Consider the following 14653-nt stretch of genomic DNA (forward strand, 5'->3'; position numbering starts at 1 on the left):
GTCGTGCGGCGGCGCGACCACTGAATTGTCGTGCCGGTGGCAAAACCTGGGGCTTAGGAGGGGGCCAGGGCGCCTGCGCGGCTCACTCCGCCGCCGCGCGGGACCGGCAGAGCGCGCGCAGGGTCTCCAGGAAGGCGGCGGCAGGCCGCGGCAGGGAGCCCTTCTCCCGCTGAACGGCGACGACCTGGCGCTCCCAGGACAGCCGCTCGGGCGCCAGCACGGCGAGGCTGCCGTCGCGCAGTTCCTCCGTCACCAGGGCCTCCGGCAGCCAGGTCAGAAAGTCGCTGTCGCGCACCACGCTGGTCATCAGCCGGGCGGAGGAGGTCTCCACCGCCGTCTCCGGCGGGTCCAGGCCGGCGTCGTAGAACATCTCCGACAGCCGGCGCCACATCACGTTGTCGCGCTCGGTCAGCACCCAGGGATAGAGCTGCAGGTCCTCAAGCCCCGGCGGCCCGCCGGCACGCCGCAGCGGATGGTCCGGCCGGCAGACCACCTGCACCCGGTCGACATAGAGCGCCTCCACCCGCACCGGATAGTCGCGGATGCGGCGCATGCCGCCGGCCACGGCCAGGTCGATCTCGCCCTTCAGCAGCGCCTCCAGCAACGGCCCCTCCAACGCCTCGCGGACTTCCACCGTGAGGGCCGGGCGCCGCCCCAGCAGGCGGGAGATGGCGGCCGGAAACAGCCCCTCGATCACGCTGGGCGTGCCGCCGATCTTGGCGCGGCCGCGCGCGGTGCCGCGCATCGCCGCGATCTCCTCCACCGCGCGCTGCAGTTCGGAGGAGACCAGTTCCGCATGACGCACCAGCGCCTCGGCATAGAGGGTGGGCACCATGCCGCGCGGCTCGCGCTCGAACAGGGTCACCTGCAGGCTGCGCTCCAGCCGCCGGATCGCCTTGCTGACGGCCGGCTGGGTCAGGTTCAGCTGCTGCGAGGCGCGTCCCAGGCTGCCGCTCCGGTAGACGGCCAGGAACATCTCCATCTGGCGGGGATCGATGCGCATAACTCACGGTAATGGATTTCGGCCAAAACAGAAATGGCTGGGCAGGGGTAGCCGCCTGTATAACGGAGGCAATGAAAAACCCGGATCTTATGGAGGCGGTCATGCTGCATGTGCCGAAGAAGGGTGGCGACGGGGGATGGGACCCCCGCGACCTGGTCGAGCCCGACCGGGCGCATCGCGCCTGCTATGCCGACCAGGAGGTGTTCGACCTGGAGATCGAGCGGATCTTCCACCGGTCCTGGATCTATGCCGGGCATGAGAGCCAGATCCCCAATCCCGGCGACTTCGCCACCTTCCAGATCGGCCGCCAGCCGATGATCATGACCCGGGCCGCCGACGGCTCGATCCACGTGCTCTACAACCGCTGCCCGCATCGCGGCGCGATGCTGACCAACGAGCATATGGGCAATTGCGGGCAGACCCTGACCTGCTCCTACCATTCCTGGCAGTTCAAGCTGGACGGCAAGGTGCATGCGATCCCGACGCCGGACGGCTACAAGGGCACCCGCCTGTCGACCGACAACCCGGACTGCAGCATGAAGGCGGCGCCGCGGGTGCAGGGCTATCGCGGCTTCTGGTTCGCCAGCCTGGCGGCGGAGGGGCCCGACCTGGTGACCTGGCTGGGCGGCGCCAAGGCGGCCTTCGACGATATGTGCGACCGGGCGCCGGAAGGCGAGGTCGAGGTCGTGCCGACCTGCTTCCGGGTGATCCAGAAGTCGAACTGGAAGATCTTCCTGGAGAACCAGCTCGACGCGCTGCATCCCTCCATCACCCATGGCGCGGCCGGCAAGGCGGCGTCGGAGGTGGAGGACGAGATCAAGGCGGAGACCGGCGAGAACGCGCCGCTGCAGTACCACTACCTGTCGGCCTTCACGACGCCGATCTACAAGTGGGACGGCCTGCAGACCCGCGGCTTCAAGTACGGCCACTGCATCCTGGAAGGCTATATGGGCCTGCGGCCGACGGACCCGGACACCCTGGAATACGAGGCGGTGATGGAGCGTGCCTACGGCAAGGCGCGCACCGAGGAGATCCTGACCACCAACATCCACCACGTGCTGGTCTATCCCTGCCTGTCGGTGCAGGCGCCGCTGCAGCAGCTGCGCGCGGTGCGCCCCCTGGGCCCCGACCGGACCCTGACGGAGATCTGGCATTTCCGCCTGAAGGGTGCGCCGGAGCCGATCTACCGGCGTTCCCTGCACTACTTCAACCTGGTGAACTCGCCGTCGACGATGATCAACGCCGACGACCTCTACAATTTCTGGCGCTGCCAGCAGGGGCTGGAGAGCGAGGGCGGCGACTGGGTCAGCTTCCACCGCAATGCCGGTCAGGACCCGGAGAAGGACGGCGAGATCACCTCCGTCACCGGCCTGAGCGAGATGCCGATGCGGCACATGTTCACCGCCTGGACCGACTATATGGGGGAGGGCTGAGCGATGGCGGAGGCCGCGATCGACAGCGCCGCGGAGCGGGGCCTGCTGGCCCGGCTGGAGACCCAGTGGCAGGTCGAGCAGTTCCTCACCCGTCAGGCGGAGATCCTGGACGAACGGCGCTGGGCCGACTGGATGGAGCTGTTCACCTCCGACGGCCATTACTGGATGCCGGCCGATCCCGCCCACACGTCGGGCGAGGGCGTGCCCAGCATCTTCTACGAGGACCGCTGGCTGATGCGGACCCGGATGAAACGGCTGCAGCATCCGCGCGCCTGGTCGCAGAGCCCGCGCAACCGCACCAGCCATGTCGTCGGCAATGTGGTGATCGAGCGCGACGACCCGAAGACGGGGGAGGTCGTCGCGCGGTCGAAGTTCCACGTGGTGGAGTTCCGGCTGGACGCACAGCGCTACTTCGCCGGCAGCTACCGCCACCATCTGGTACGCACGCCGGACGGCTTCCGCATCCGCCTGCAGCGGGTCGACATCGTCAACTATGACGGCCCGTTCGAATACGTCCTGCAGTTCTGGATCTAGCGGGGCGGGGCGTCGAGCGGCGCTGCCGATGCTCACACTTCGCCGTCATCCTCGGCCCCCGAGCCGAGGATCCCAACGCCGTCGTTGACGGGCCGCCGCCTCGCAGCGGTGCCGTTCCGTCGCGATCCTCGGCTCGGGGGCCGAGGATGACGGCACCGATGTGCCGAGAGGCGCCGCTTGCCCCTCAGACCGTCAGGCAGATCTTGCCGAAATGGCCCTGCGCCTCCTGATGGGCGAAGGCGTCGGCGATGCCCTGCAGGGGGTAGCGGCTGTCGATCACCGGGCGGATGCCGGTCGCCTCGATCGCGGCGACCATGTCTTCCTGGTCCTGGCGGGAGCCGACCAGGATGCCGGTCACGGTCAGCACCTTGCGGAACAGGGCGGCCGTCGGCACCTCGCCGGTGCGGCCGGTCAGCACGCCGATCATCGCGATATGGCCGCCCATGCGGCAGGCGGCGATCGATTCCCCGAAGGTGCCCGGCCCGCCGACCTCGATCACCTTGTCGACGCCGGCGCCGCCCGTGATCTCCTGCACCGCCTTCCCCCAGCGCGGCTCGGCCTTGTAGTTGACGACATGGTCGGCGCCCAGCGCCGTCAGCCGCTCCAGCTTCGCGTCGGAGGAGGAGGTCGCGATCACCCGCGCGCCGGCCGCCTTGGCGAACTGCAGGGCGAAGATCGAGACCCCGCCCGTGCCCAGCACCAGCACGGTCTCCCCCATTTTCAGCGGCTGGGTGTGGGTCAGCGCCCGCCAGGCGGTGACGGCGGCGCAGGGCAGGGTCGCCGCCTCGTCCATGCCATAGCCGGCCGGCATGCGGGTGAAGGCCGTGGCCGGCATCGCCACATATTCCGCGGCGAAGCCGTCGATATTGTCGCCGGGCACGCCGCCCGCCTTCGCCGGGGTCAGCGGGCCGTCCGCCCAGCCGGGGAAGAACAGCGACAGCACCTTGTCGCCGACCGCGAACGCGTCGACCCCGGCGCCCAGCGCGACGACCTCGCCCGCGCCGTCGGACATCGGAATCCGGCCATCGGGGATCGGCAGCATGCCGGTCACCACCGCATAGTCGTGATAGTTCAGGGAACTGGCATGGATGCGGACCAGGATCTCGCCCGGGCCCGGCTCGGGCACCGCGCGTTCGGCGATCTCGAGCTTGTCCAGGCCGCCCGCGGCTGCGGCGGTGGCGACGCGCATCATCGACATGATCGGCTCCTGCTGGCTGGGGGGCGTGCGGGGCGGTGACGCTGGCATGGTGCATGCGGAGGGTCAAACCGGACGGGAGTGCATTCCGGCCGGGCCTCTGTTGCTCCGGAACCGCCGTCGCGCCATCTTGGTCATCCTCCGCCGATACGAAACGCGGGGCGATCTTGGGATACCGAACGATGAAGCGGACGAGGAACCGGGCGCATGGCTGAACGCTCCTTTGCGAAAGAGGTCCAGCAGCTGCGCATCGGCGCAGGCCAGGAGTTCCGCGGCGAGGGCATCCTGGCCCTGACCAAGGCGCTGCTGCAATGCGGGGTCGGCTATGTCGGCGGCTATCAGGGCGCGCCGATCTCGCACCTGATGGACGTGCTGGCCGATGGCGAGGAGATCCTCAGCGAGCTCGGCGTGCATTTCGAGGCATCCGCGAACGAGGCCGCTGCCGGCGCCACCCTGGCCGCCTCCGTCCACTACCCGATCCGCGGCGCGGTGGCCTGGAAGTCGACGGTGGGCACCAACGTCGCCTCCGACGCGCTGGCCAACCTGGCCTCCGGCGGGGTGACCGGCGGCGCGCTGATCGTGGTGGGGGAGGATTACGGCGAGGGCTCCTCGATCATGCAGGAGCGCAGCCATGCCTTCGCGATGAAATCGCAGATCTGGCTTTTGGACCCGCGCCCCAACCTGGAAAGCATCGTCAAGGCGGTGGAGGACGGCTTCGAGCTGTCGGAGGCATCGAACACCCCGGTGATGCTGCAGGTCCGCATCCGCGCCTGCCACGTGCATGGCCGCTTCATCGCCAAGGACAACCAGCGGCCGAAGATGACGGTCGCCGAGGCGCTGGAGAATCCGCGCCGCGACAGCGCCCGGGTGGTGCTGCCGCCGGCGGCCTTCGCGCACGAGCATGAGAAGGTCGACCGGCGCTGGCCGGCGGCGGTGGACTTCGTGCGCGAGCGGAAGTTGAACGAACGGTTCGGGCCGGAAGACGGCAGGGTCGGCATCGTTCTGCAGGGCGGCATGTACAACGGCGTGCTGCGGGCGCTGCAGCTGCTGGGCCTGGCGGATGTCTATGGCGAGAGCCGCATCCCCCTTTATGTCCTGAACGTCACCTATCCGCTGGTCGATGACGAGTTCCTGGCCTTCTGCGCCGGCAAGGACGCGGTCCTCGTGGTGGAGGAGGGCCAGCCCAACTATCTGGAGCAGGCCTTCGGCGCGATGCTGCACAACGCCGACAGCCCGACCCGGCTGCGCGGCAAGGACCCATTCCCGAAGGCCGGCGAATATACCGGGCAGGTGATGCTGGACGGCATCCGCGCCTTCCTGCGCGACCATGCGGCGGAGATGCTGAGCGACCAGGACCGCGCGCCCAACCGCAGCCAGGATGCGGTGCCGGCGGAGGAACTGGCCGCCGCCGTGCCGCCGCGGCCGCCGGGCTTCTGCACCGGCTGTCCGGAACGGCCGATCTTCGCCGCCATGAAGCTGGTGGAGAAGGATCTGGGCGAGCATCACATCGCCGGCGATATCGGCTGCCACCTGTTCGCCAGCCTGCCGCCGTTCAACATGGGCGCCACCACCATGGGCTACGGCCTGGGGCCGGCCTCTGCCTCCGCCTTCAACGTGCCGGCGGGCAAGCGCTCGATCTCCATCATCGGCGATGGCGGCTTCTGGCATAACGGCCTGAACTCGTCGATCGGCGGCGCCGTGTTCAACAAATCGAACGGCCTGGTGGTGGTGGTCGACAACAACTACACCGCCGCCACCGGCGGGCAGGACATCCTGTCCAGCCGCGCCAGCAACGCCTCGCGCTCCACGAAGCATCCGATCGCCAATGCGATCCGCGGCATGGGCGTGGACTGGGTGCGCCAGATCGACCGCACCTATGACGTGCCGAAGATGCGCGCGACGATGAAAGAGGCGCTGACGACCGATGCGCCGGGCCTGAAGGTCATCGTCGCCTCGTCGGAATGCATGCTGAACCGCCAGCGCCGCGAGAAGCCGCAGCGCGCCGAGGCGGTGAAGGACGGAAAGCGGATTGTTCAGCCGCGCTTCGGCGTCGACGAGGATGTCTGCACCGGCGACCATGCCTGCATCCGCCTGTCGGGCTGCCCCTCCCTGTCGGTGAAGCGGCTGGACGACCCGCTGCGCGACGACCCGGTCGCCGCCATCGACGAGAGCTGCGTCGGCTGCGGCAATTGCGGCGAGGTGGCGGATGCCGCCGTGCTCTGCCCGTCCTTCTACCGCGCCGATGTCGTGCACAACCCGAACGCCTTCGACCGCTTCCTGCACCGCCTGCGGTCGCGGCTGATCGGCGCCCTGCAGGGCCGCCGGGCGCGCGGCCGGCTGGACTTCTCCGGCATGCCGGCGCGGGCAGGCTGAGCCGGTGAGCGCGGCAACGGAAAGCACCGGGTCGGCCGGCGGCGCCACGGCGGCCAGGCAGCGGATCATCAAGCTGGCGGTGCTGGCGGTCGGCGGCCAGGGCGGCGGCGTGCTGAGCGACTGGATCACCGCCACGGCGGAGGAAAATGGCTGGCGGGCGCAGTCGACCTCGGTGCCCGGGGTGGCGCAGCGCACCGGCGCCACCGTCTACTACATCGAGATGGTGCCCGACGAGGGGCGGCAGCCGGTCTTCTCCCTGATGCCGACCCCGGGCGACGTGGACATCGTCGTCGCCGCGGAGCTGATGGAAGCCGGTCGCGCCATCCAGCGCGGCTTCGTCACCGCCGACCGCACCACCCTGATCACCTCGACCCACCGCGCCCTGGCGCTGATCGAAAAGGCGGAGCCCGGCGACGGCATCCGCCCGAACGCGCCGGTGCTGGACATCGCGCGCCGGTCCTGTGCGCGGCTGATCGCCGCCGACATGGAGCGGCTGGCGCGCAGCCATGGCAGCATGATCTCCGCCAGCCTGTTCGGCGCGCTGGCCGGCGCCGGGGTGCTGCCCTTCACTGCCGAGCAGTTCAAGGAGACGATCCGGGCCGGCGGCCGCGGCGTGGAGGCGAGCCTGCGCGCCTTTGATGCCGGGCGCACGTCGGTCGAGCTGAACCCCGAACCGGCTGCGTCCGAGGACGCGGCCTGCGCACCGGCGGCGCCGTCCGACCCCGCAGGTCCGAAAGCGCTGCAGGATGCCTATGCGGCACTGACGGCGCGGGTCGCCTCCTATCCGGCGCCGGCCCAGGCGATGCTGGCCGCCGGCCTGCAGAAGGTGGTGGATTTCCAGGACCTGGCCTATGGCGCGGAATATCTGGACCGGGTCGACGCGGTGCTGGCGCTGGACAAGCGGATCGACGGCGGCTCCCGCAACTTCCTGCTGACCGTGGACGCGGCGAAGTACATCGCCAATGCGATGGCCTATGACGATGTGGTGCGGGTGGCGGACCTGAAGACCCGCGCCAGCCGCTTCGCCCGGGTGCGGGCCGAGATGGGCGTCGGGGAGGGCCAGGTCCTGCACACCACGGAATTCATGCATCCGCGGATGGAAGAGGTCTGCGGCACCCTGCCGGCGGGCCTGGGCCGCTGGATCGAGGCGCGGCCGGGCCTGATGCGCAACCTGGACCGGCTGGTCAATCGCGGCCGGCGGGTGCGCACCGACGGCCTGTTCTGGTTCCTGATGCTCTACGGTGTCGGCGGCCTGCGGCGCTGGCGGCGCGGCATGCTGCGCCACAAGGTGGAACAGGCGCATCTGGAAGCCTGGCTGGCGGAAATGCGGCGGGTGGCGGAGCAGGATTACGACCTGGCGGTCGAGGTGCTGCGCTGCCGCCGGCTGGTGAAGGGCTACAGCGATACCCATGCCCGCGGGGAGTCGAAATTCGCCCGGGTGATCGGCGCGATCCCGCTGGTGGAAGGCCGGCCCGACGCCGCCGACTGGATCCGCCGGCTGCGCGAACTGGCCCTGAAGGACGAGGCGGGGGAGGCCCTGGACGGCGGCATCCGGACCCTGCGCGAACTCTGACGCCTTTCGCCGCGACCGCGCAGCGGCTAGAACGGAAGGCAACGATAAAGCGATCAGGGGAGGAAAGCATGATGCGCCACATGATCACAGGAGCGGTCGCCGCAATCGCCATCGCTGCCGCCGGCCTGCACGCCGGCCCGGCCCAGGCGGAGGCCAAGGTGCTGCAGGCCGCGGCCTGCTTTCCGCAGGGGTCGTTCTTCGCCAAGCGGTTCGAGGCCTTCATCGACACGGTGAACATGCGCGGCAAGGACGTCGTGCAGCTCAACTATGTCGGCGGCGCGCCGGCGATCGGCAGCCCCTTCACCCTGGTGCAGAAGGTCGCGCAGGGGGTCTACGACATCAGCTCCTGCACCGGCGCCTACTACCAGAACGTCGTGCCCGAGGCCGATGCCTGGAAGCTGCTGGAGCGCACGCCGGCGGAAATCCGCGAGAACGGCGGCTGGGCGCTGATGACGGAGATCCACCGGGCACAGGGCCTGGTGCCGCTGGCACGCTTCAACTACGGCATGCCGTTCCAGCTCTACCTGGGCGAGGGCCACAAGATCGACAAGCCGGACCTGTCGGGCCTGCATCTGCGGGTGGCGCCGATCTACACCAATTTCTTCAAGGCGATGGGGGCGACGACGCAGACCTCCAACCTGGACCAGGTCTATACCCTGATGGAGAACGGCACCGTCGCCGGCTATGGCTGGCCGATCACCGGCCTGCGCCCCGGCTGGGAGAAGGTGACGAAGTACCGGGTCGATCCCGGCTTCTATGACGTGGACCTGGAACTGATCGCGAATGCCGGGGCCTGGGACGGGCTGAGCCAGCAGGCGCGCGACATCATCCAGAAGGCCGCCCTGGAATACGAGCAGCAGGCGGTGGTCGAGGACGCCAAGGCGGCGGACGCCTCCCGTGCCAAGCAGGCGAACGAGTTCGAGATCATCACCTTCACCGGCGCGGATGCGGAGAAATGGCTGCAGACCGCCCGGGACACCGGCTGGGCCGGGGTGGAGGAGACCAGCCCGGAGAACGGCCCGAAGCTGCGCAAGCTGTTCGCCAAGGAATAGCGGCCGCGCGGGCGCCGGCGCAGCGCCGGCAGGCTTGCCATGAACGGCTTCCGGCGGATCGATGCCGCCGTCGGCCGGGTCTATGCCGGGGTGGGCACCCTGGTGGGCATCAGCATCGGGTTGTTCGCGCTGGCGATCGCGGCCGACCTGGTGCTGCGCCTGCTGGAGTGGGGCAACCTGCCCGGCATGCAGGAGATCGTTGAATACGCGCTCTATGTCGGCGTCTTCCTGGCCGCCCCCTGGGTGCTGCGGCTCAACGCCCATATCCGGGTGGACCTGCTGCTCTCCGGCCTGCCGCGGGCCCTGCGCGCCGCGCTCGAGAGGCTCCTCGACCTGGCGGGAATTGCGATTTCCGCGCTCATGTTCTGGTACGGCCTGCAGAACCTGCTGGCCGCAAAGGCCTTCGGCGCGGTGCAGTACGGCTATTACGAAGTGGCCGAATGGCTGCTGCTGACCGTCTTCGTCGCCGGCTTCGTCCTGCTGGCGCTGGAATTCCTGTTCCGCATGATCCGCGCCGGCGAGGCGCCGGAGGCGCTGGACGACGCAGAGGGCGGCTTCTGATGCGCAGCCTGGCGCCACGGCTGCTGCGGGACCGGTCATGATCATGGAATGGGCATGATTATGGAATGGTACTGGGCGCTGGTGCTGATGCTCGGCACCGTGGTCGGGCTGATGTTCCTCGGCCTGCCGGTCGCCTTCGCCTTCTTCGGCGCCAACATCCTTGGTGTCTTCCTGTTCCTGCGCGGCGAGATCGGGCTGGCCCTGATGCCGATCGAGTATGTCTTCTCGATCTCCAAGTTCACCCTGGTGCCGGTCGCCCTGTTCATCCTGATGGGCGAGATCCTGTTCCAGACCGGCATGGCGTTCCGCGCCATCGCCGCGATCGACCGCCTGATCTCCCGCGTGCCGGGGCGGCTGTCGGTGGTTGCGATCGCCGGCGGCACCGTGTTCTCGTCGCTGTCCGGCTCCACCATCGCCAATACCGCGATCCTGGGCAGCGTGATGCTGCCTGACATGCTGAAGCGCGGCTACGAGCCGAAGATTGCGATGGGCCCGATCATGGCGGTCGGCGGCATCGCCATGCTGATCCCGCCCTCGGCCCTGGCGGTGCTGCTGGCCAGCCTGGCGGAGCGGTCGATCAAGGACCTGCTGATCGCCGGCATCCTGCCCGGCGCGGCGATGGCGGTCCTGTTCGTCGCCTATGTGGTGCTGCGCTGCCGGCTGAACCCGCGCCTGGCGCCGGTGGAGACCGTCGCGGAGGCGCGGCTGTCCGGCTGGGACCGCTGGCGGCCGTTCGTGATCGACGTGCTGCCGCTGTTCACCATCTTCGTCGTGGTGGTCGGCTCGATCTTCTTCCGCATCGCGGCGCCGGAGGAGGCCTCGGCGCTGGGCTGCGTCGCCGCTGTGATCGTCTGCGCCTGCTATGGCGAACTGACCTGGCCGAAGCTGAAGAAGGCGCTGACCGAGACGGCGAAGATCAACGTGATGATCCTGTTCATCATCGCCGGCTCGCTGACCTTCTCGCAGGTGCTGCAGATCTCCGGCGCCACCAGCGGCCTGCTGCAGGAATTCGCCACCTGGAACATGACGCCGCTGCTGGCGATGCTGCTGATGATGGCGGTGCTGCTGTTCCTGGGCGCCTTCATGGACCAGATCAGCATGATGCTGCTCACCCTGCCCTTCTTCCTGCCGATGGCGGACGGGCTGGGCATGAACACCATCTGGCTGATGGTGATGATGCTGATTGCCATGGAGATCAGCCTGCTGACCCCGCCCTTCGGCCTGCTGCTCTACATCATGAAGGGGGTGGCGCCGGCCGGCATCAGGCTGACCCAGATCTATGCCGCGGCCTTCCCCTTCATCGCCCTGGAACTGCTGGTGATGGTATTCCTGATCCTGTTTCCCAGCATCGCGATCTGGTTGCCTTCGCTAATCCGGTAGCCGCAGGCTGCCGACCCTGTTCAACCCCCTGGAGCCCGAGATGACCGAAGAGATCCCCGCCACCAACCTGTCCATCCAGTCCCTGGTAAAGGAAGCGGGCGAACTGGACCTGTCCTTGGCGGCGCAGCCGATGCCGGAGCCGAAGGATCACGAGGTCCTGGTGCGGGTGCAGGCCACGCCGATCAATCCGTCGGACCTGTTCCTGCTGCTGGCCGGCGCCGATATCTCCGCGGCGAAGACCGGCAGCCGCGACGGCCTGCCGGTCATCCATGCGCCGATCCCGCAGGCGGCGATGCGGGCGATGGGCGGCCGGGTCGGTCAGGCCATGCCGGTCGGCAACGAAGGCAGCGGCGTGGTGGTGAAGGCCGGCGGGTCGCCGGAGGCGCAGGCCCTGCTGGGCAAGACGGTGGCGATGCTGGGCGGCGCGATGTACGCGCAGTACCGCTGCCTGCCGGCGCAGATGTGCATGGCGATGCCGGACGGCACCGATCCGCGCGACGCCGCCTCCTGCTTCGTCAATCCGCTGACCGCGCTCGGCTTCGTGGAGACGGCGAAGGCGGAAGGGCACGGCGCCATCATCCATACCGCGGCGGCCTCCAACCTGGGGCAGATGCTGAACCGGATCTGCATCGCCGACGGCATCCCGCTTGTGAACATCGTCCGCAAGCCGGAACAGGTGGAGCTGCTGAAGGCGCAGGGCGCGAAGCATGTGCTGGATTCCAGCGCAGCCGACTATATGGACGGCCTGATCGCGGCGATCGCCGATACCGGCGCCACCCTGGCCTTCGACGCGATCGGCGGCGGAAAGCAGGGCGGCCAGATCCTGGGCGCGATGGAGGCGGTCGCCGCGAAGGCGATGAAGGAATACAACCGCTACGGCTCCGACACCTTCAAGCAGCTCTACATCTACGGCGCGCTGGACCTGTCGCCGACGGTGTTCAACCGCACCTTCGGCTTCAAATGGTCGATATCGGGCTGGCTCCTGCCGAACTTCCTTGCCGCGGCCGGGGCGGAGACGGCACAGCGGATGCGCGCCCGCGTGGCGGCGGAGCTGACCACCACCTTCGCCAGCCATTACAGCCACGAGATCTCGCTGGAGCAGGTGCTGGACCTGCCGACGATCGCCGCCTACGACGCCAAGCGGACCGGAGAGAAGTACCTGATCCGGCCCTGAACGGGCGGGGGGCCCCTCTCATATCCAATCCGGGGTGTGCGCCACCTCCAGCTTGATGCCGTCCGGATCCTCGAAGAAGACGGCATAGTAGCTGCCGTCATATTCGGGATAGTCCTGCGGCGGATGGAGGATCGCGATGCCGGCCGCGACCATCGCCGCATGCACCCGGTCCACTTCTGCCCGGCTGGCGGCCCGCCAGGACAGGTGATGCAGGCCGGGCGCATAGCGGCGATGCGGATGGTCGCGGTCCGCCGCCCTGGCCTGCAGAATGGTCAGGGCGGCGCCGTCGCCGGCGCCGGGGGCACTTTCGGCGAAGTCCCACCGGCACTCCTCTGCCGTGTCCACGGCACAGCGATAGCCCATCGCCGTCAGCAATGCCGCATAGACCGGCCGCGACCGGGCAAGGTCGCGCACGTTCAGGTCCACATGGTGGAAGGCGCCTGTGCGTCCGCGGCTCATGCCTGCAGCGCCTCTTCGGCCAAGCGGCGGAGCGCGGCGCGCTGGATCTTCATCCCGTTCGGGCTCATGGCGCGCGGGAAATCGTCGAGGGCGAAGATGCGGACCGGCACCTTGAACCGCGCCAGCCGTGCAGCGCAATGGGCCTGCAGGGCCGCCTCGTCGAAGCCGGCGCCGTCGGCCAGGGTGACGAAGCCGACCGGGCGGGTGCCGTCGGGGCCCGGCACCCCCACCACCTGTGCCGCGGCGATGCCGGGTCCGGCCTGCAGCTGTGCCTCGATTTCCGCCGGGCTGACCAGGAAGCCGCCCAGCCGCAGCACGTCGCCCATCCGCTGCAGGAACAGCAGGCTGCGCGGGCCGTCCAGTTGCGCCAGGTCGCCGGTACGGAACCAGCCATCGGCGGTAAAGGCGGCCGCCGTGGCCGCCGGGTCGTCGGCATAGCCCGCCATCAGCGACGGGCCGCGCACCTCCAGTTCGCCCGGGGCGTTCATTCCCAGCACCGCACCGTTGTCGGGGTCGCGCACCCGGATCTCGGTGACCGGGGAGGCCAGTGTGCCGCCCGGCTTCAGCCGCCGCTCCACCGGGTCATCGGCGGGGCGTGCGGAGAACAGCGCCTGGATCTCGCTCATGCCGAACAGGCCGCAGAAGCGGATGCCGGCCGCATCCGCGCGACGGCCCAGCGTCTCGTACCCGGTACCCCATGCCGCCCAGCCGATGAACGGGGTGCGCGCCATGGCGGCGGGGCCGCCGGCCGCGTCCATCAGGGCGGCCAGCATGTCGTCGGTGCCGTTGATGTCGGTGACGCCATGTTCGTCCATCAGGGCCACCACCTCGGCCGGGTCGAAGGCGCTGCGGATCACGGCCGGCCGGCCGGCGGCCAGGGCCGCCATCACCTGGTTGAAGCCGAACACGCCGCAGAACGGCAGCACGCACATGAAGCCGCCGCGACGGGCGGGATAGCCGAACGCCGTCGCTGCGGTCTGCGCATGCCCGGCGATGGAGGCCTGGTGATGGGCGACGAACTTCGGCGCCCGGGTGGTGCCTGAGGTGGTGAAGATGTTGCAGTGCGCCTCCGGCGCGGCGCGGTCGCGGCCATCCGCAGGTGCCATTGCCGGGGCACCGGCCAGGTCGTGCCAGTCGACCCGTGCCGCATGGTCCAGATGGCCGGGCAGGCGTGCCGGTCCGCCCTGGCCGAACGGATCGACCGTGACGACATGCCGGATCCCCGCGAGCGCGGCCGGGTCGCACCCCTCCAGCAGCCCCAGGAAGTCGATGCCGCGGAAGCCCGGCCAGAGCACCAGGACCGACGCACCTGAGCGGCCGACGATGTCGCCGACCTCGGCTGAACGGTAGCGGGTGTTCACCGCGACGGCGGTCGCGCCCAGCCGGCAGCAGCCGAGATAGAGGCCCAGATAGGCCAGGCTGTTGGGCAGCCAGAAGGCAACGCGGCTGCCGGCCCCGACACCGAGCGCGGCCAGGCCGGCCGCCGCGCGCCGGCCCAGCGCGTCGAGCCCGCCATAGTCCAGCCGGCCTTCGTCGGCGATGACGGCCGTTGCTCCCGGCGCCTCGGCCGCGCGGGCGGCGATCAGGCCGGTGACGGTGTCGATGCTGTGCGGCATGGCGATGGGCGTCCTCCTGCGCGCCGGTTGTCCGGTCTTGGGGTGTGAGTCTAGCCGGAAACCCTGCGGCGAGGGGGAGGCGCGTCACCGCTTCCGCCGTCGGCGCCGCTTGTGCCGAAAGGACACAAGCGGTGACTTGGGAATCTCGCCCCAGGTCACGATGCGGCAGGTCGGCGCGATCGGGGCGTCATAAACGCTTCCGATGAGGGGGTGAACCGTTATGCAGCCGATAGTTGATTTTAACCACTTGTTATTCGTTTTTTATCAAATTTTATTGTGCCTTGCTTTGGACCTGCCTCA

At 69.3% G+C, this 14653-nt stretch carries 12 protein-coding genes; 8 read left to right on the forward strand and 4 right to left on the reverse strand.

Translation table 11 applies throughout. The features are described from left to right. Positions 1 to 82: 82 nt before the first annotated feature. Positions 83 to 1003, reverse strand: a complete 921-nt coding sequence (locus ACFOGJ_RS14385) for a LysR family transcriptional regulator (protein WP_379901527.1) — start codon at positions 1001 to 1003, stop codon at positions 83 to 85. A 101-nt stretch (positions 1004 to 1104) separates the two neighbouring features. Here ACFOGJ_RS14385 and ACFOGJ_RS14390 point away from each other — a divergent pair, with 101 nt between their 5' ends. Then, entirely contained in the window at positions 1105 to 2436 is a 1332-nt protein-coding gene (locus ACFOGJ_RS14390; RefSeq protein ID WP_379901529.1) for an aromatic ring-hydroxylating oxygenase subunit alpha, read from the forward strand. A 3-nt stretch (positions 2437 to 2439) separates the two neighbouring features. Then, positions 2440 to 2970: an aromatic-ring-hydroxylating dioxygenase subunit beta gene (locus ACFOGJ_RS14395; RefSeq protein ID WP_379901531.1), complete on the forward strand. Its 531-nt coding sequence runs from the start codon at positions 2440 to 2442 to the stop codon at positions 2968 to 2970. A 184-nt stretch (positions 2971 to 3154) separates the two neighbouring features. Here ACFOGJ_RS14395 and ACFOGJ_RS14400 read toward each other — a convergent pair whose 3' ends face one another. Then, positions 3155 to 4168: a zinc-dependent alcohol dehydrogenase family protein gene (locus ACFOGJ_RS14400; protein WP_379901533.1), complete on the reverse strand. Its 1014-nt coding sequence runs from the start codon at positions 4166 to 4168 to the stop codon at positions 3155 to 3157. 204 nt (positions 4169 to 4372) lie between these two features. Here ACFOGJ_RS14400 and ACFOGJ_RS14405 point away from each other — a divergent pair, with 204 nt between their 5' ends. The 6 genes from ACFOGJ_RS14405 to ACFOGJ_RS14430 all read left to right on the forward strand — a co-directional run bounded on the left by ACFOGJ_RS14405 (position 4373) and on the right by ACFOGJ_RS14430 (position 12278). Continuing rightward, positions 4373 to 6538: a thiamine pyrophosphate-dependent enzyme gene (locus ACFOGJ_RS14405; protein WP_379901535.1), complete on the forward strand. Its 2166-nt coding sequence runs from the start codon at positions 4373 to 4375 to the stop codon at positions 6536 to 6538. A gap of 4 nt (positions 6539 to 6542) precedes the next feature. Then, positions 6543 to 8111: an indolepyruvate oxidoreductase subunit beta family protein gene (locus ACFOGJ_RS14410; protein WP_379901537.1), complete on the forward strand. Its 1569-nt coding sequence runs from the start codon at positions 6543 to 6545 to the stop codon at positions 8109 to 8111. Between the two features lie 80 nt (positions 8112 to 8191). Next, positions 8192 to 9163 (forward strand): TRAP transporter substrate-binding protein DctP, encoded by a 972-nt coding sequence (gene dctP, locus ACFOGJ_RS14415; protein ID WP_379901539.1) that lies wholly within the window; start codon positions 8192 to 8194, stop codon positions 9161 to 9163. Positions 9164 to 9202: 39 nt separating this feature from the next. Then, positions 9203 to 9724 (forward strand): TRAP transporter small permease, encoded by a 522-nt coding sequence (locus ACFOGJ_RS14420; protein WP_379901541.1) that lies wholly within the window; start codon positions 9203 to 9205, stop codon positions 9722 to 9724. Positions 9725 to 9772: 48 nt separating this feature from the next. Continuing rightward, a complete protein-coding gene (locus tag ACFOGJ_RS14425) occupies positions 9773 to 11104 on the forward strand; it encodes a TRAP transporter large permease (protein WP_379901543.1) in 1332 nt (443 codons plus the stop codon). Positions 11105 to 11144: 40 nt separating this feature from the next. Continuing rightward, positions 11145 to 12278: a zinc-binding dehydrogenase gene (locus tag ACFOGJ_RS14430; RefSeq protein WP_379901545.1), complete on the forward strand. Its 1134-nt coding sequence runs from the start codon at positions 11145 to 11147 to the stop codon at positions 12276 to 12278. Between the two features lie 18 nt (positions 12279 to 12296). Here ACFOGJ_RS14430 and ACFOGJ_RS14435 read toward each other — a convergent pair whose 3' ends face one another. After that, positions 12297 to 12737, reverse strand: coding sequence for a VOC family protein (locus ACFOGJ_RS14435; protein WP_379901547.1), 441 nt, complete (start codon positions 12735 to 12737; stop codon positions 12297 to 12299). Beyond that, positions 12734 to 14353: an AMP-binding protein gene (locus ACFOGJ_RS14440; protein WP_379901549.1), complete on the reverse strand. Its 1620-nt coding sequence runs from the start codon at positions 14351 to 14353 to the stop codon at positions 12734 to 12736. Before ACFOGJ_RS14440 ends, ACFOGJ_RS14435 begins: the two co-directional genes overlap by 4 nt. Between the last annotated feature and the right edge of the window lie 300 nt (positions 14354 to 14653).

The organism is Marinibaculum pumilum (genome assembly GCF_042646425.1).
GTDB classification, from domain to species: domain Bacteria; phylum Pseudomonadota; class Alphaproteobacteria; order Ferrovibrionales; family Ferrovibrionaceae; genus Marinibaculum; species Marinibaculum pumilum.